We start from the raw sequence: 15,429 nt of genomic DNA, 5'->3' as shown, positions 1-15,429 counted from the left end.
AGTTGATGGATGCATTTTAGTATAAATAGATGAATGTAAGATGAATTAGAATGTAATCAATATCTGTGTGCCAACGCCTTCTTGGCTGTGAACGGTAATACCAAAATCATGCAGATCAAGAATATTTTTGACAATAGCAAGCCCAAGCCCGCTTCCTTGGGTACTTTGCTTACTGGTATTGCCTCGGTAAAACTGTTCAAAAATATGTGCTAACTCTTCTTCTTTAATGCCCAACCCTTCATCTTTAATCTGAAGTTCATGTGGAAAAAGAGCGATCTCAATGGTTGCTGGAGTGGTTGTGTATTTGATGGCATTATCGATGAGATTGGCAATGGCAATCTTTAAAAGAGCAGCATTGCCTAAGACACTGACCGCTTCTAATGTGTTTACATGTAATGTTAGATTTTTCTGCTCACTTAAAGGTCGTTTTTCTTCGATGGCATCCAGTAAAACCTCGTCTAAATAGACTTCACTAAAATGGTTTTTGAGATCATTTTTAGTGGTACTGGACAAAAAGAGAATTTTTTCAATGACCGCATGAAGGGTACTGACCTCTTTAGCAACTTTTTGCAAAATACGTTGGTACTCTTCAATGGTGCGTTCTTTACGAAGTCCTATGTCAACTTCCCCTTGAATAATCGTGAGCGGGGTTTTGAGTTCGTGGGAAGCATTTTGACCAAACTGCTTGACTTGGGCATATGCATTTTGAAGTTCATTGAGAAGGGTGTTAAATGTGGCAATGAGGTCATCAATCTCATATGCAATATGGGTTTGAGGAATTGTAGAATGCAAATCCTGCGTACTGATTTCTTTAGCCGTATTGGTCACCTTTTGGACATTTTGAAGTGATTTTGAGATTAAAATAGAGGCCAAGACTAAAATGATGATCAGTAATGAAGAAAGTCCCACCCACAGGGTAGATGTCATCTCTTTGACTTGGGGTGTATGCTTGTCATAGGGCATAGCACACTGTAAAAAGAGTATTTGGTCCTCATTTTGCGTTAAAAGTAGTGTCCCAATATAGATTTTTTGGTGTGTTAGGATGGAATCGGACATGGTTGAAAAGACAATTTCATTTGGGCGTTCAAATATTTGTTGAATAATGTTAGGTTCTATTTTCAGTGTTCTTTCTTTAAGGTCATTCGAGCGCTGAATGATGGTAGGCGTATTGGATAAGCTGTCATACGCGATCACTTGTGCGTATAAGATGGGCATATTAAATTCTTGTTTATTGTCATTGAAAATGATCTCTTTGACGGGATCTAAATTAAAATCATGCTTAATATCTTTAAGCACTGCAAAAAGCGTTGCTTCGGATGTTTGTTGATAAGAGCTTTCGAGCGAATGCACAACAATGTACCCAAAGCCATAAAAAAGTGCAAATAAAACAGTACCAAGCGTTGCAAGAAGTCTGAACTTGAGGTTTTTAAAGCGTTGCATCACTGATCGTGTATCCTTGGTTGCGATAAGTTTTAATAAGTTTGAGCTCAAAATTTTTATCAATTTTGGTGCGCAAGCGGTACATGTAAACATTAAGTATATTACTTTGGATACTCTGTTCCATGCTAAAAATTTGTTCTTCTAAAAGGCGTTCTTCAATGATGGCATTTTTATGGCGCATCAGGTATTCTAAAAGGACATACTCTTTAGCCGTCAAAGTAATCGCCTCACCCCCACGTGTTACGGTTTTGGTAAGAGGGTTAAGTAGAAGATCGCCTACGCTAAGAAGCAGTTCTTTGTGATCATGCTTTCGGAGCTGTACATGAATGCGTGCGAGTAGTTCGTCAAAGCTAAAAGGTTTGGTGAGATAATCATCCGCTCCCAAGTTGAGCAGGCTGACTTTGTCACTGATCGTACTTTTAGCACTGAGCATAATGATGGGAATGGCAATTTTTTGCTCTCGTAATTTTTGACATACTTGATCACCTTGTAGCCCTTTGATCATAATATCTAAGATGATGACATCATAGGCATTCATCCCTGATAAATAGATGGCATCTTCGCCATTATCGCAGATATCAACACAAAAATACTCTTCCTCTAACCCTTTTTTTAAAAAAGCGGCGATTTTAGTATCATCTTCTACGATCAAAACTTTCATTTAGACCTCTTTGGTACGTCTCTTTTTTAGGTATCCATCTATGCTAAAGATAGCCAGTGCAATCCAAATGAGCACAAAACTGGTGAGTTTTTCTGGAACTAAAATCTCATCATAAACAAAAATAGCTAACAAAAAGGAAACGGTAGGGCTAATGTACTGGAAAAAGCCCAAGTGAATGAGTGAGATGCGTGTAGCGGCTGCGTTAAACCACAAAAGTGGAACAACAGTGATAAAACCAGCTAAGAGTAAAAGCCATGAAATCGCATTGGGAGGAAAGACAAACGCATTTTGATTGGTTGATACTAAATACCCAAAATAGAGCAATGCCAAAGGGAGCAAAATCAATGTTTCGATATACAGTCCTGTCATAGCAGGAAGATTAATCTGTTTACGAATCAATCCGTAAAAGCCAAAACTAAATGCTAAGACCAATGAAACAATAGGGATGGATCCAAGGGTGATCGCTTGGTATGCAATGGCACTGAAAGCTAGGGCAATAGCAATTTTTTGCCAAAACGTAGGGCGGTCTTTAAAAAAGAGAATGCCCAAGGCAAAATTAACCAGCGGATTGATGTAATAGCCAAGACTGGATTCTGCGATCATATTATGGCTGACTGCCCAAATGAATACCAACCAGTTGAGTGAAACTAAAAGGGCAGAGAGTACGAGGTATTTGATCTTGTGAATATCTCGTACAAGAAGGGTAAATGCACCAAATTGACGACTCACAATAATCATGCCAAAGAGCAGTACCACAGACCAAATAATACGGTGTGCGAGTATTTCTGCGGCGGACACAGAAGCGATCAGTTTAAAATAGATCGGGATTAAGCCCCAAAAAACAAACGCTAAAAGAGCGTAAATGTAGCCTTGTGCCTCTTTCGAGAGATTGTTCATATGTTCCAACTTTGCTGTGAAGAGTATTCATTATTATAGGATAAAGATACTTATAGGTCTAAATTAAAACCATTTCTTGATTTTTATTTGTTACGTATAATTGTTATAATGTTCAAAACGAGAAATATAAGGAAGCGCAAATGCGTATAAAAGGGAAACTATTTATTTTTATGCTAGCGCTGTTTCTTTTTTTCTCTCTGTGCGTTTGGTTTTACACGGAAATATTATTTGATAAGGTCAATGAGAAATGGGCTGAGCGGTTTATTAAAAAACAGATTATTTTTGATAAAAATCGCACCCTTCTTCCTTTATTGCAAGAGCATAAGATTATTCAAGAAATGGCGAATGAACCCGCTATTCTTGCAATGGCACTGGATGATACCAATGAAAGCAAACGCAAAAATGGTTTAGCCATTTTAGAATCGTATCGGCAAAAATTTCAAAGTAAAAGTTATTTTGCTGCTTTTATTAACAGTGAAAACTACTATTTTAATGATGCAAAAAATAGTTATGCCGGCAAAGAACTTCAGTACAAACTCTCACCTTCTTCAAGCAATGATGCTTGGTTTTATAATGTTATTGCCGATAATCAAGCGTATCGCATTAATGTAGATACGGATGAGGTGCTTAACCACACCTATATCTGGCTTAACCATGATTTGACAATCAATAATAAAGTGGTTGGCATCGTTGGAACGGGACTTGATTTTACCCGTTTTGTACGAGAGTCTGTTGGTCTTGAGCAAGAGGGAATTCAAAACTTTTTTATCAATCGTTATTTGGATATTCAATTGGAGCGAGATACCAAGCTCAGTGATTATATGAGCCACACAACAACTAAGGGAACGCATAAAAAGATAGATGCATTGTTTGTTCGTCAACAAGATAGAGCTGCTATCCATGAAGCGATACGTTATTTAAGTACCCACCCCGATGAAATACGTACCATTTGGGTAGAGTATGACGGTGTCAAAAAGCTTTTAGGATTGACGTATCTTCAAGAGATTGATTGGTTTAGCTTAACACTTATTGATGCAAAAGAGCTTGATGCGGTTAAAGATTTTTCCATCTTTCCTTTTCTCAGTGCGCTTTTTTTAATTGCATTGATTGCCGTTGGCTCCCAGCTACGCACTTTGATTCTTAACCCTTTAAATCAGCTAAAGACGAACATGCAAGCCATTGAACATGGTCATTACGAGATTGATCTTCGTCCTGTCGGGAGCGCTGAAATTAAAGACCTTTCTCAACAGTTTAGTACGATGATAGAGTATGTACGCTCCAATAATAGAGAGCTAGAAGAAAAAATACAAGAACGCACATTAGGATTGATGCAAAGTGAAGCGAAACTCAATACGATTTTAGAGAGTCTTGAAGCGTTTATCTACATTAAAGATACACAGTATTGTTATATTTATGCTAACCGAAAGCATTGTGATTTAATTGAAGTTGTTGGAAAGACAGATGAAGATTTTTTTGATGAGCCAACGGTTCAAGCTCTTCGCAAAGCAGATAAAGAAGTCATCGAATACGGACGCAAAGTGACGATTGAAGAGCACATCACCAGCAAGCATACAGGAAAGGCAATAACCTGTCTTTCAACGAAAATTCCACTGCTACGTGAAGATGGAAGTGTCTACGCATTGTGTGGTATCTCTACGGACATTACAGAGCGCAAAAAAACAGAAGAGCTCATTCGTAGTCTTGCTTATCATGATTCTTTAACACAGTTACCCAATCGACGATTGTTTCATGAACGCTTTACGATGATGCTGTCACACGCAAAGCGAATAAAACAGTATGGGGCTCTTTTGGTACTTGATCTGGATAATTTTAAACCACTCAATGATGCTTTTGGGCATAAAGCGGGAGACGTGCTCCTCGTTGACGTAGCTAAGCGTTTGAAAGCCTGTGTGCGTGAAGTGGATGTCGTTGCTCGTTTTGGTGGAGATGAATTCTTAATTGCAGTAGAAAATTTAAGTCTAGAAGAGTATATTGCCCAAGAAGAGGCTATAAAAATTGCGTCTTCTATTCTTTTACATGTAAGCGCCCCGTATGTGATTGCATTACGGGAAGAAGCGGATGAAACAGTCATTCATCATCAATGTACAGCGAGTATCGGAATTACGTTGTTTAGTGATAAAAAACAGCATCAAGAAACTATTTTTAGTGAAGCGGATAAAGCAATGTATCAAGCCAAACAAAAAGGGCGAAATTGCATAGAATTTTATAAGGAGAATATATGATTAAAGTCTATGGCATCACTACCTGTGGTAGTGTCAAAAAAGCAATTGCTTTTTTTAAAGCGAAGGTTGTTCCTTATACTTTTGTTGATCTTAAAAGCACGCAGATCAGTGAAGCAAAACTTAAAGAGTGGCTCAGTAAGCAACCCATGTCGGTGATCTTCAATACCAAAGGAACGAAGTTTAAAACTTTGGGCTTGAGTAAAGAGATCAGTGAGGAAGAGAAAAAAATGTGGCTTTTAAGAGAGCAACTGCTTTTTAAACGCCCCATCGTTGAGTGTGAAGATGGAGCGCTTTTGGTTGGCTTTGATGAAGAAGTGTACGCAAATAAATTTGCTTAAGCACGTTTTGCCGTTGAGATAAAAAAGGCTGCAAGAAGCAAAAAAGCTCCTGTAAGGCGGTTTTGAATCTTGATGGCACGAATGGATTTGATGACGTTTTTAAGTTTGGAAGCGAGCGAACTATAGCCTGTCATGACGATGATGTCCACACAAATGAGCGTTGCACAGATAATGGCAAACTGTCCAAGAAGTGGTTTGTCTGGGTTTAAAAACTGTGGAATGAACGCTACCAAAAAGACCGTTGCTTTAATGTTGGTCAGGTTAATCAGAGTGGCTTGAATAAACGCTTTTGAAGCGGAAAAGGCTTTGATTTTAGCGGTGTCATCTGGCAAGTGTGGCTTTTCAATGAACTTCATTACCCCTAAAAAGATCAAATAGACGACACCAATCCACTTAATGATATTAAAAAGTAGCAGTGAACTCATGATGAGAGAGCCCAACCCTATGACGACAATAAACGTTTGCACAAAAAGACCCACCTGAAGCCCCATAATAGCAGCGTAAGAGCGTTTCAGTCCGTATTTGAGTCCATAGTTCATGGAAACAACGGCTCCAGCACCGGGAGAGACACTAATAAGAATAGAGGCAACGAGCATCGTTAGCCAAATATCGAGTTGCATAAAACGTCCTTAGCATAAGCTTTTTAGAAAAGGTATTGTAATCCAAAATGCCTTAGAGGGTATTGATAAAAGAGCGCTCATGTGGTACAATCTTCGCTTAGGTTAGAGGAGATGCGATGGTCACGCGAGTCACATTTTTAACACTATTTATCACGCTTTGCGTCACGATAATGGCACAGCTATTATACTTCTCCAACACACAAGGACTCACGCTTTCCAAAATTACATGTAAAGAAGAATTGGTTGCTTTGGTAGGTTTACCAGACCTTGCCTTAGTCAGTGAAGCGCACTATGTGCGTCACCGAAGTCTGAGTGATGTTTTCTCCTATTTTAATGAATCGCCCGAACTGTTAGAGTATTTCCCCTCCACGTTTGTCTACCACTATGCCCCTAACGCTCAGCCTTCGAGGATTGAACGTGTCTTTTAAACTCAATTTTTTATTGCTAGATTACGCCATTCGTTCGCTCCTTCGTCGTGCAGGTAAGAGCTTTTTCATCTTTTTGATCTTAAGTCTGCTCATCTTCTTGCTCTCTTCGGTGTTGATGATCGCAGACGCCATTAAACTGGAACTGAACACAACCCTTAAAACCTTACCGCAGATTACCTTGCAACGCTTTATTGCAGGAAAGCAGAGTGATGTACCCATCAGTCGTGTGGATGCCCTTTTGGATATCGAAGGTATCAGCTCTATGACGCCTCGCATTTGGGGATATTACTACTTTAAACCCGCAGGTGTGAATTTCTCGGTGGTTGGCATTGATGCGTATGAAGAGCAATACTCCCAAACACTTTCGAAACTCACACAGCAGTTTGATCCCAAACTGCTTGAGAGCGAACATGCAATGATCATCGGAGCTGGGGTAAAGAAAGTCTTGAGTGAGAATTACTACACCGACTTTTTTAACTTTGTCACCAGTGAGGGAAAATGGCAAAAGGTTTCCATTGCAGGTATTTTTAACTCAGATCTCACCTTAGAATCCAATGATCTTATCCTTGTACCTAAAAAGCTTGCGTACGCCATTTTCGGTATGGATGAGAGCAAAGCCACGGACATTGTGGTTAAAGTAGCCAATGTCAAAGAGATCCCCACCATTGTGCAAAAAATCACTGAACGCTTCCCTGATCTGCGTGCCATTACCCAAGATGACATTAGAGTCAGTTACCAGAATCTTTTTGATTATAAAAGTGGTTTCTTCCTCTCCCTCTTTAGTGTCTGTGCCTTTGCCTTTTTTATCATTATCTACGATAAAACCAGTGGCTTGAGTTCAGAAGAGAAAAAGGAAATCGGCATTTTAAAAGCGATTGGCTGGAGCAGTGACGACATCTTGAAAGAGAAGTTTTACGAGAGCTTTACACTCGCTATGGGTGCTTTTTTAGTCGGCATTGCATTCTCTCTTTTTTACGTCTATGGCATGCAAGCACCCCTGTTACGCAATGTTTTTATGGGTTACTCCGAACTCAAACCTTCGTTCGTACTTCCCTTTAGTGTAGATAGCTCGATGTTCGTTTTACTCTTTTTACTCTCTGTGCCTATTTACATTGCAGCAACCCTGATTCCAGCATGGCGAGCTTCCAGTTTAGATGCTGAGGAGGTGATGCGATGATCGTGCTTGAAGCGGTGAGTAAAAGCTTTATTCAAGGCGATGAGAGCATTCCTGCCCTTGCCAATATATCTTTACATGTAAAGCGTGGGGAGTGTGTGGTACTCAAGGGACCCAGTGGTAGTGGTAAGAGCACACTGCTCTCTTTAATCGCAGGACTGATGCAACCCAGTCAAGGCGAAGTACGTGTGGATGGTAAAGAGATTTCCAAACTCCCTGAGCATTTTAGTGCCGCCATTCGTCGCCAGAAAATCGGATTTATCTTCCAAAAGTATCACCTCATAGTCCATCTCAGTGTTCTTGAGAATGTTATGACGCCTTTGATTCCTGAGAATCTTCCTTTACATGTATTGGAGATGAAAGCTAAAGCCGTGATGGAGCAGTGTGGCATAGCGCATAAAGCAAAGATGCGGGTCAATCGCCTCTCAGGAGGTGAGCAACAACGTGTCGCCATTGCCCGTGCTTTGATCAACGATCCGTTAATCGTCTTAGCCGATGAGCCAACCGCTAATCTGGATGAAAAACTTTCACGTGCTCTCATTGATGAGCTTGCAATCCTTAAAGAAAAAGGTGTGACCCTACTTATTGCAACCCATGATCCACTCTTCTTTGATCTGGGATGTGTGGATAAGATCATTGAAATACATAATGGCGAGATTATCGTATGAGTTTAACGCCTGAGATTATCGCACTGCTTATTTTGGATGCCATTTTTCTCTTCTTTGGGGTGATTGCCTTGGTGATTGGCTTTCGTATTGCCTTCAAATGGGATAATCAAGCGACCACGCCCCTTCAATACACCCTATCCAAACAGAGCGCTTTGGTTTCGACCATTATCAAATACATTTTTATGCTCAAACTGCCTTTGTTTGCTTTTTTCATCTATACCTGCGATAAGCTCTCCACCATCATCACGGGTGCTATGTGTGCAAGTGGTGTGGTCAATTCAGTGGACTTTGGGTTGTATTTGACGTTGTTTAAACTTTTAAATCTGTATCTCTTTGGCTTTTGGCTATTGCTTCACTCTGCTGATATTCATGATGAGAAACTACCTTTTACCAAGCTCAAATTTATCCTGTTTGTTCTTTTCTCGGCTCCTCTCTTTGCAGAGATTGGGTTGGAGATAGCGTTTTTTGCAGGGCTGAATATCAGTAAGATCGTTAGCTGTTGTGGCACCCTGTTTTCTGCCTCAAGCAGTTCATACATCTCTTTGTTATTTGCGGTCGATGCTTCCTTATGGGTTTGGCTTTTCTATGGCTTCTTTGGACTGATTGTGTTTGCTTTTTGGTTAAAACATATGCCTTTGATGATTTTTGCCAATGGTATGTTTTTAATTTTTTCGATCATTGCATTGATTGTCTTTTTTAGTCCGTATGTGTATGAACTTCCCACTCATCGTTGTCCGTTTTGCCTTTTGCAGAGGGATTATTATTTTGTGGGGTATGCGCTTTATACCCTTTTATTTGCAGGAACGTTTTTATGGCATGGGTGGAGGTATTTTAGCGCTACTGACCAAGAAGACTCAACTCTCTTTGATGAAAGCTTCGGTGAATTTAAATATGCTCTACCTCTTAATAATTTCGTCTTATCCTTTAATCTATTACGTCAAAAATGGAGTATGGCTGTGAAAAATAAAGTGATGATGGTTGTGCTTATTTTACTACCTCTGCTAGCATTAGCAGGGCTCTTTTGGTTTTTACATGTAAAGCATCAATTGCCAACCGATAGAGCCAATAGTGCCAAAGTCGCCTTGGAATTTAAGGACAACACGATTCAATGCCCTGAGTGTCATATGTACCTTGTGGGTCAAAAGCATACGGCACAAATCATTACAGGAGATTCTAAAACACACTTCTTTGATGATGTGGGGTGTGCTATTTTATGGCTCAAAGAGCAGAAAATTGAACCACAAAGTGTTACGATGTGGGTGTACAGCAATGACACAAACCATTACATTGATGCGTTTAAAGCCTCTTATGCGATCAATGATGAGACACCGATGCATTATGGCTTTGGGGCATATGAGAGTCCAAAAGAAGGCATGATCGACTTTAATGAAATGCGCCTTCGCATGCTCAGAGGCGAAAATATGAGCGACCCTAAAATAAAACACCATCTACAAGGACACTAAATGAAAGTAGCCATCAGCGGAGCGAGCGGTTTTGTTGCGAATGCACTCAAAAAAAGATTTCCCAATTTTGTGGTGATTGAACGCAAAGATGATGTGGAAGCGATTCATCAAAAACTAGAAGGGGTAGACGCGGTTTTTAATCTCTCGGGTGCACCCATTGTTGCAAGATGGAATGAGGCGTATAAAAAAGTGCTTTACTCAAGTCGTATTGATACGACAAAAAAATTGGTCGAGGCAATCAATCAAAGCGAAGTGGAGCATTTTATCTCTACCTCTGCGGTGGGTATTTATCCGAATAATGTACCGTGTGATGAGAGTACACGCATACTTGGAGATGATTTTTTAGGAAAATTGGCGCAGGATTGGGAAGCGGAAGCTTTAAAATGTACGAAATGCACGACCATTTTACGTTTTGGTGTCGTACTAGGCCCCGACGGTGGTGCACTTGCAAAAATGTTACCCGCCTTTAAACTGGGACTGGGAGGTATCATTGGTGATGGATGGATGATGACCAGCTGGATTGATCTTGATGATCTTGTCGCTATTTACGCGTTTGTATTAGAGCAAAAATACGAGGGCATCTATAATGCTACTGCTCCACAGCCACTGAGCAACTACGACTTTACGAAAATTTTGGGCAAAGTGTTGCATCGCCCCACCTTTTTACCCGTGCCTGTTTTTATGATTAAACTGCTTTTTGGCGAGGGCTCAACCGTTTTACTGGACAGCAAAGAGGTCTACCCTAAAGCATTGCTTGAAAAAGGATTTGTGTTTCAATACCCCGATTTAGAATGTTCGCTCCGAAAGATTTTGGCTTAGCGTTTTTCTAAAAAAAGCGTAATGCCAAGCGCTATCATAACCGTTCCTGAGATAGCATCTAAGCTTTGACGTACGCTTTTTTTTCGTGATAAAGCCATTAGCTGAGACAATGGTATAGACCAAAATAGCCTGCCAAATGGTTCCGATAACAAAGTGTAACAGTGCTAAAAAGAGCGATTGTCCAAGGACGGAGCTCTCATGTGAAATAAATTGTGGTAGAAATGCCATATAAAAAATAATGGCTTTGGGATTGAGAACATTGGATAAAAACCCTTCTTGTAATGAAACTAAAAAACGAAAGGGTTTTGGAGCAATATGCTTTTGATGAACGCCTTTTGCAGTCCAAAATGATTTGAATGAGTTAAATCCTAGCCAGAGTAAGTAGAGCGCTCCCACGCTTTTTAAAACCGTAAAAGCCGTTGCAGAGTAGAGCAAAATCGCTGAAATACCCACTGCTGAGAGTGTTGCATGCACAAAAAGACCCGAACAAATTCCCAAACTTGAAACAAGCCCATCTTTGGCCCCGCCACGAAGTGTGTTACGAATGACGATCATCGTATCAGCCCCAGGTGTCATTGTAAGCAAGGTAATAGCAATTAAAAATGTCCAAAGATCGAGTGGCATAGCAAGTTCCTTTCAAAAAATATATTTTACATCGAAAAGAATAAAAAGATATTGACTTATTATTTGAAAACGGTTATCATTATGTAAAATAAAAAAAGGTAAAAAAATGTCTGAAGTGTATTCAACCCTAAATGAAATAAGCCGTCGTTTTGATAAAGACGATTTGGTGTTGCTTGCAAAACATCCTGATCTTTGTTTTACGATCAATAGTTACGAACTGTTTTCGCACCATGTTTTTAATCGTGTGAAACGTCAAAATCCTGATAAGGAAATTAAGCAAGAGGAAAAGTGCATTGTTATTCAAAGTGAAGAGAGTGCTGAGTCATTGCACTTATATCCGACATGGAAAACGATTGAGAAACGCGCAGATCTTGAAGCACGTGAAGAGATCAACCATGCGATTGATTTACTTGCATCATGTGAGTGCAAGCACATTTATCTGCTTTTTCCACGAAGTGAAAACTTTAGAAAACATGTACTTATCCGCAGTGAAAAACTTGATGATTTAGGCATAGAATACACTCTAAAATTGGTACCTTATACCATTTATTAAACGATCTGAAGGAGAAAAAATTATGAAAATAGCTATTTTTTATGGAAGCACCAATGGTAATACTGCCGATGTTGCTTTGAAAATTCAAAAAACGTTTAAATACAGATATTTACGATGTGGGTAAGCTCAAAAATGGAGATGACCTTGCCAAATATGATCTGCTCATTTTAGGCACATCAACATGGTATGATGGCGATTTACAAGATGATTGGGACAGCTTTATGAGCCATTTAAAAGTAGCCGACCTTCGTGGTAAAACCGTAGCGCTTTTTGGTTTAGGTGATCAGGAAAGCTATGGTAGTGATTATGTCAGTGGTATGCGCCTAATTTACGATATGGTTGTTGAAAAAGGCGCTAACGTCATTGGCTCATGGGAAGATGAGGGTTATTCGTATGAGAGTTCGGCTTCTGTTATGGATGGAAAATTTGTGGGACTCGCACTCGATGAAGAAAATCAAAATGAACTCACCGATGGGCGCATAGAAACATGGTGCGATCAATTAGAAACTTCTTTGAAGGTGAGTGCATGAGTATCCCTTGCCCAAAGCCCGATGTAAAGGTACATTCAAAGCCTCAAACGGTTAAACCTACGGAAGAAAAGCATGAAAAAAGCGCGAAAGAGCGTCTGCTGTTTTGCAAATGTACATGCTAAATGACAAAGGGAAGGGTACTCCTTCTCTTTGTCATTATTCTTGAACCATTACCTTATAAGCGTAGTAAAAATCAGCATCATACCCCTCTATTTTACACGAAATTGGTTCTTTACATGTAAGCCATTCATTTTTTAAAATGAGCGCTACATACATCTCTGCATCGTAAAAACGAAGTTCATATTTTTTCAGTTTTGGCTTGGGAATGGCAAAGGTATAGATGAGTTTTTTGTTTTCAAAAGAGGCTGTAAATTCGATGATGCGTTTAAGATCAAACTCATCTTTCCCATCGGACATATGGATAAAATAACTGTAAGGCTCTAGCGTTCTAAAATGATCTTTTTCCATAAAAGCAACTTCATCAGGATCGAGCTTTTTATTTTTATTTTTATCATAATCATCCATGAGCATGGCAGAAGTCATCTCATCAAAGCTCCATGTAATAACGATTTTTTCAGGCAAAACGTGCACTTTAGTGTCGATAAAGATATGTGGATGTGCCACTAAAAAAAGTGTTAAGACAACAGATGAAAAAAATCAAGCGAGTAAACACAACCACTCCTTAGGCGATCAGTAAAATAAAACCAAGAATCAGCATAATACCAAGACTGATGCTCTCACTGTAAATGAGGATTTTTGGGCTTTTGGTTTGAAAACGATTTTTGGTAAAGACCGAAGCAATCGCTGTTATGGCAATGACACTGCTCATTCCTAAACTCATGCTAAGGGCTGCTAAAAACCCTAAAAGATACGCTCCCGTATTAAGTGCAAAAATAAAGATCGTAATCGTTCCAGGGCACGGAATCACCCCAGCGCTTAAAACTACGCCCCAGTCGGTACTTTGCGACTTTGGTGAACAGGCGGAGCATTTACATGTAAAAGGGTGTTCGGAAAAAGAGACGATTTTTTGGGTCTGTTTAAAGGTTCTCATTGCTTTGATTTTTTGCCACCCCAAATAGCCTGCAATGGCAATAATAATCAGTGCCGAGAGTTTTGTTGCGTAGTAGGTCACGTTGGTAAAAAAGGCGTTAAAAAAGAGATCAAAGAGTCCGTAAATGATGAGTGTGAGTAAAAAGGCGGCAAATGTATGAACAATGCCAATGAGTGCAGCCATGCTCAGTGCTTTGGTGTAGCGATGATCTGAGGCAAAAAGATAAGAGCTGACCAACGCTTTACCGTGTCCTGGACCCGCGGCATGAAGCAGGCCGTATAAAAAAGATGTGCCTAAGAAAAGGGCATAGGCTAAAAGTGTTCCTTTCTCTGTGAGATTGGTGATGGCTTCTTGAATATTCTGCTGCATATGGCTTAATCGTGATTGAAGCCATGACATAGGCGTTGGAAGCGGTTGCTCTACCACAGGAGATGTTGGCGCTTCTTTAGGCATGATGGGAGCGGTAATGTTTGCCTCCGCTGGCATGCCCGTGGTGATTTTGGTAAAAGCAATATGGTTAAAAATATTGAATTCCATTGCAAAAGGTTTTTCGATCGTATAAGTCACATTGTGGACTAAAAATTTAAAATACTCTTCCTTGTCTTCGGTCACAAAGGAGAGTTCATCACCTGTTGTCACTTCTTGATTGACCTCGGTGGTGAAATGAAAAATGAGCGTGTCACCTTCTAAAAAGAGATTTTTTGTTTTTACATGTAAAGGTATTTTTTTCACATCGTCTTGGTTCGGACGTGCTGCACTGAGGTATTCAATGGTAGTAAGGTAATGACGCTTGGCTATGTAGTTTTCCAAAATAATTTTGATGCGTTCTAACTCTTTAGGGTCTAGTTTATTGTTGTGGTTTTCATCGTAACGCGCCAAGAGGGTGTTGATAAAATCCTGTGTAAATGTCCATTCAAAGGTAATGGTTTCAACTTTTGAAGGCGTTCCATTCATGGTGATGACAACGGTAGCCGATGGCGTGTATAAAGCACACAACGCACAGGCAAAAAGGTTATAAGGAAAGGCAAGCATAAAAAAGGCTAAAAGAAATTTTCGAAGCATTGTTTAAAAAGCCCTTGTTGAGACAGGATTTGCCAAAAAGAAAAGTCCGAGTCCTATCACAATGAATACTCCCACAAGTCGTAATGCCCAAAACCAACGTGGTTGAGCGATAACAGGTTTTGTTTTTTGCATGACATTCACCAAAAGACCTGCTAGTGAGATGGTAAGGCCCATGCCAAGACTCATAAATACCGCAGCAATCATCCCTATGGTGATATGCCCTAAAGTAATCGCAAAAAAGCAGAGAGTAATGACACCAGGGCAGGGCACAACACCGGCTAATACAACAACGCCAAAACGGCTTTTTTGTGGACGAACACTCTCTTTGGTCATTTTTCGTGAACGCCAAACATCGTAAAGCAACCAACATCCCATAAGGACAATGAGTGCGCCTGAAATTTGAAACAGAGGTGGATTGACTTGACGGAAAAATTTCATTGCACTGATTTGAATCAGATACGTTGCCGCCAGTGTCACTACAAGAGCTGAGAGGGCATGAACGATGGCGATTAAAAAGCCTATCTGAAAAACATGCGCACGTTTGGTTGGGTTGGCTAAAAGATAACCCGCAACAAGTGCTTTACCGTGACCAGGTCCAATGGCATGTACGACACCATACCCAAAAGAGAGCAGAAAAATAAGCAGCATAGGTGCGACATTACCATCGTCAATGGCACGAAAATGTGAAGAGAGTTCGGTGTTGAAATAGCGATTTGCTTCAGCAAAACTGATAGCGAGGGATGAAAGCATGTGAGTCTCCAAAATAAGTAAATGTTATTGTACAGAAGCGTCATTGTTAAAAAGATAAATAAGATTTTTTAGTTCATTATTTGATATTTATTATCAAATTTAAAAGAA

At 39.9% G+C, this 15,429-nt stretch carries 17 protein-coding genes; 9 read left to right on the top strand and 8 right to left on the bottom strand.

The genetic code is table 11. From position 1 onward, the window contains the following. Positions 1-45: 45 nt before the first annotated feature. From Sdiek1_RS12630 to rarD, 3 genes are read right to left on the bottom strand one after another with little or no spacing between them, the layout of a single operon-like run. On the bottom strand, positions 46-1,440 hold the full coding sequence (locus Sdiek1_RS12630; RefSeq protein ID WP_238099008.1) for a sensor histidine kinase: 1,395 nt from the start codon (positions 1,438-1,440) through the stop codon (positions 46-48). Next, complete coding sequence (locus Sdiek1_RS12625; protein ID WP_087439421.1) at positions 1,427-2,101, bottom strand: response regulator transcription factor; 675 nt, start codon at positions 2,099-2,101, stop codon at positions 1,427-1,429. The genes Sdiek1_RS12630 and Sdiek1_RS12625 overlap by 14 nt, the downstream gene beginning before the upstream one ends. Next, positions 2,102-2,998: an EamA family transporter RarD gene (gene rarD / locus Sdiek1_RS12620; RefSeq protein WP_087439420.1), complete on the bottom strand. Its 897-nt coding sequence runs from the start codon at positions 2,996-2,998 to the stop codon at positions 2,102-2,104. Between the two features lie 140 nt (positions 2,999-3,138). On the opposite strand from rarD, the gene Sdiek1_RS12615 reads away from it, so the two are divergent. Together Sdiek1_RS12615 and Sdiek1_RS12610 are read left to right on the top strand one after the other, a co-directional pair. Further along, positions 3,139-5,241, top strand: coding sequence for a GGDEF domain-containing protein (locus Sdiek1_RS12615; RefSeq protein ID WP_087439419.1), 2,103 nt, complete (start codon positions 3,139-3,141; stop codon positions 5,239-5,241). Beyond that, on the top strand, positions 5,238-5,579 hold the full coding sequence (locus Sdiek1_RS12610; protein WP_087439418.1) for an arsenate reductase family protein: 342 nt from the start codon (positions 5,238-5,240) through the stop codon (positions 5,577-5,579). Before Sdiek1_RS12615 ends, Sdiek1_RS12610 begins: the two co-directional genes overlap by 4 nt. Here Sdiek1_RS12610 and Sdiek1_RS12605 read toward each other — a convergent pair. Then, complete coding sequence (locus Sdiek1_RS12605; RefSeq protein WP_087439417.1) at positions 5,576-6,199, bottom strand: LysE family transporter; 624 nt, start codon at positions 6,197-6,199, stop codon at positions 5,576-5,578. The two genes, Sdiek1_RS12610 and Sdiek1_RS12605, sit on opposite strands and share 4 nt — an antisense overlap. Before the next feature lie 116 nt (positions 6,200-6,315). Between Sdiek1_RS12605 and Sdiek1_RS12600 the strand changes: the two genes are divergently transcribed. The 5 genes from Sdiek1_RS12600 to Sdiek1_RS12575 are packed head-to-tail and all read left to right on the top strand — an operon-like array spanning position 6,316 to position 10,751. Continuing rightward, a complete protein-coding gene (locus Sdiek1_RS12600; RefSeq protein WP_087439416.1) occupies positions 6,316-6,627 on the top strand; it encodes a hypothetical protein in 312 nt (103 codons plus the stop codon). Beyond that, positions 6,617-7,804, top strand: a complete 1,188-nt coding sequence (locus tag Sdiek1_RS12595) for an ABC transporter permease (protein ID WP_087438138.1) — start codon at positions 6,617-6,619, stop codon at positions 7,802-7,804. The genes Sdiek1_RS12600 and Sdiek1_RS12595 overlap by 11 nt, the downstream gene beginning before the upstream one ends. Beyond that, complete coding sequence (locus tag Sdiek1_RS12590) at positions 7,801-8,469, top strand: ABC transporter ATP-binding protein (protein WP_087439415.1); 669 nt, start codon at positions 7,801-7,803, stop codon at positions 8,467-8,469. Before Sdiek1_RS12595 ends, Sdiek1_RS12590 begins: the two co-directional genes overlap by 4 nt. Beyond that, the gene (locus Sdiek1_RS12585) at positions 8,466-9,932 is read left to right on the top strand and encodes a hypothetical protein (protein ID WP_238099005.1); all 1,467 of its coding nucleotides are present in this window, start codon (positions 8,466-8,468) and stop codon (positions 9,930-9,932) included. The genes Sdiek1_RS12590 and Sdiek1_RS12585 overlap by 4 nt, the downstream gene beginning before the upstream one ends. After that, complete coding sequence (locus Sdiek1_RS12575; protein ID WP_087439414.1) at positions 9,933-10,751, top strand: TIGR01777 family oxidoreductase; 819 nt, start codon at positions 9,933-9,935, stop codon at positions 10,749-10,751. It begins immediately after the preceding gene. Here Sdiek1_RS12575 and Sdiek1_RS12570 read toward each other — a convergent pair. Next, a complete protein-coding gene (locus Sdiek1_RS12570) occupies positions 10,719-11,375 on the bottom strand; it encodes a LysE family translocator (protein WP_238099003.1) in 657 nt (218 codons plus the stop codon). The genes Sdiek1_RS12575 and Sdiek1_RS12570 overlap by 33 nt on opposite strands. Before the next feature lie 106 nt (positions 11,376-11,481). On the opposite strand from Sdiek1_RS12570, the gene Sdiek1_RS12565 reads away from it, so the two are divergent. Next, positions 11,482-11,928, top strand: coding sequence for a hypothetical protein (locus tag Sdiek1_RS12565; protein ID WP_087439413.1), 447 nt, complete (start codon positions 11,482-11,484; stop codon positions 11,926-11,928). Positions 11,929-12,044: 116 nt separating this feature from the next. Further along, a complete protein-coding gene (locus tag Sdiek1_RS12560) occupies positions 12,045-12,458 on the top strand; it encodes a flavodoxin (RefSeq protein WP_238099001.1) in 414 nt (137 codons plus the stop codon). Between the two features lie 156 nt (positions 12,459-12,614). Here the strand turns inward: Sdiek1_RS12560 and Sdiek1_RS12555 are convergent, their stop codons facing one another. The 3 genes from Sdiek1_RS12555 to Sdiek1_RS12545 are packed head-to-tail and all read right to left on the bottom strand — an operon-like array spanning position 12,615 to position 15,321. Then, complete coding sequence (locus Sdiek1_RS12555; protein ID WP_087439412.1) at positions 12,615-13,082, bottom strand: DUF1007 family protein; 468 nt, start codon at positions 13,080-13,082, stop codon at positions 12,615-12,617. Positions 13,083-13,140: 58 nt separating this feature from the next. Next, positions 13,141-14,571 (bottom strand): nickel/cobalt transporter, encoded by a 1,431-nt coding sequence (locus tag Sdiek1_RS12550; RefSeq protein ID WP_087439411.1) that lies wholly within the window; start codon positions 14,569-14,571, stop codon positions 13,141-13,143. Between the two features lie 3 nt (positions 14,572-14,574). Continuing rightward, positions 14,575-15,321, bottom strand: a complete 747-nt coding sequence (locus Sdiek1_RS12545; RefSeq protein WP_087439410.1) for a nickel/cobalt transporter — start codon at positions 15,319-15,321, stop codon at positions 14,575-14,577. Positions 15,322-15,429 lie beyond the last annotated feature (108 nt).

It is taken from the genome of Sulfurospirillum diekertiae (genome assembly GCF_002162315.1).
In the GTDB taxonomy this organism is placed as follows: domain Bacteria; phylum Campylobacterota; class Campylobacteria; order Campylobacterales; family Sulfurospirillaceae; genus Sulfurospirillum.
Note: the sequence above shows the minus strand (reverse complement) of the source record. Positions and strands in the feature narration are given on the sequence as shown.

Excerpts from the sequence above, each read along its gene's own strand:
- Sdiek1_RS12630 (WP_238099008.1), bottom strand. The coding sequence starts at position 1,440 with ATGCAACGCTTTAAAAACCTCAAGTTCAGACTTCTTGCAACGCTTGGT.
- Sdiek1_RS12625 (WP_087439421.1), bottom strand. The coding sequence starts at position 2,101 with ATGAAAGTTTTGATCGTAGAAGATGATACTAAAATCGCCGCTTTTTTA.
- rarD (WP_087439420.1), bottom strand. The coding sequence starts at position 2,998 with ATGAACAATCTCTCGAAAGAGGCACAAGGCTACATTTACGCTCTTTTA.
- Sdiek1_RS12615 (WP_087439419.1), top strand. The coding sequence starts at position 3,139 with ATGCGTATAAAAGGGAAACTATTTATTTTTATGCTAGCGCTGTTTCTT.
- Sdiek1_RS12610 (WP_087439418.1), top strand. The coding sequence starts at position 5,238 with ATGATTAAAGTCTATGGCATCACTACCTGTGGTAGTGTCAAAAAAGCA.
- Sdiek1_RS12605 (WP_087439417.1), bottom strand. The coding sequence starts at position 6,199 with ATGCAACTCGATATTTGGCTAACGATGCTCGTTGCCTCTATTCTTATT.
- Sdiek1_RS12600 (WP_087439416.1), top strand. The coding sequence starts at position 6,316 with ATGGTCACGCGAGTCACATTTTTAACACTATTTATCACGCTTTGCGTC.
- Sdiek1_RS12590 (WP_087439415.1), top strand. The coding sequence starts at position 7,801 with ATGATCGTGCTTGAAGCGGTGAGTAAAAGCTTTATTCAAGGCGATGAG.
- Sdiek1_RS12585 (WP_238099005.1), top strand. The coding sequence starts at position 8,466 with ATGAGTTTAACGCCTGAGATTATCGCACTGCTTATTTTGGATGCCATT.
- Sdiek1_RS12575 (WP_087439414.1), top strand. The coding sequence starts at position 9,933 with ATGAAAGTAGCCATCAGCGGAGCGAGCGGTTTTGTTGCGAATGCACTC.
- Sdiek1_RS12570 (WP_238099003.1), bottom strand. The coding sequence starts at position 11,375 with ATGCCACTCGATCTTTGGACATTTTTAATTGCTATTACCTTGCTTACA.
- Sdiek1_RS12565 (WP_087439413.1), top strand. The coding sequence starts at position 11,482 with ATGTCTGAAGTGTATTCAACCCTAAATGAAATAAGCCGTCGTTTTGAT.
- Sdiek1_RS12550 (WP_087439411.1), bottom strand. The coding sequence starts at position 14,571 with ATGCTTCGAAAATTTCTTTTAGCCTTTTTTATGCTTGCCTTTCCTTAT.
- Sdiek1_RS12545 (WP_087439410.1), bottom strand. The coding sequence starts at position 15,321 with ATGCTTTCATCCCTCGCTATCAGTTTTGCTGAAGCAAATCGCTATTTC.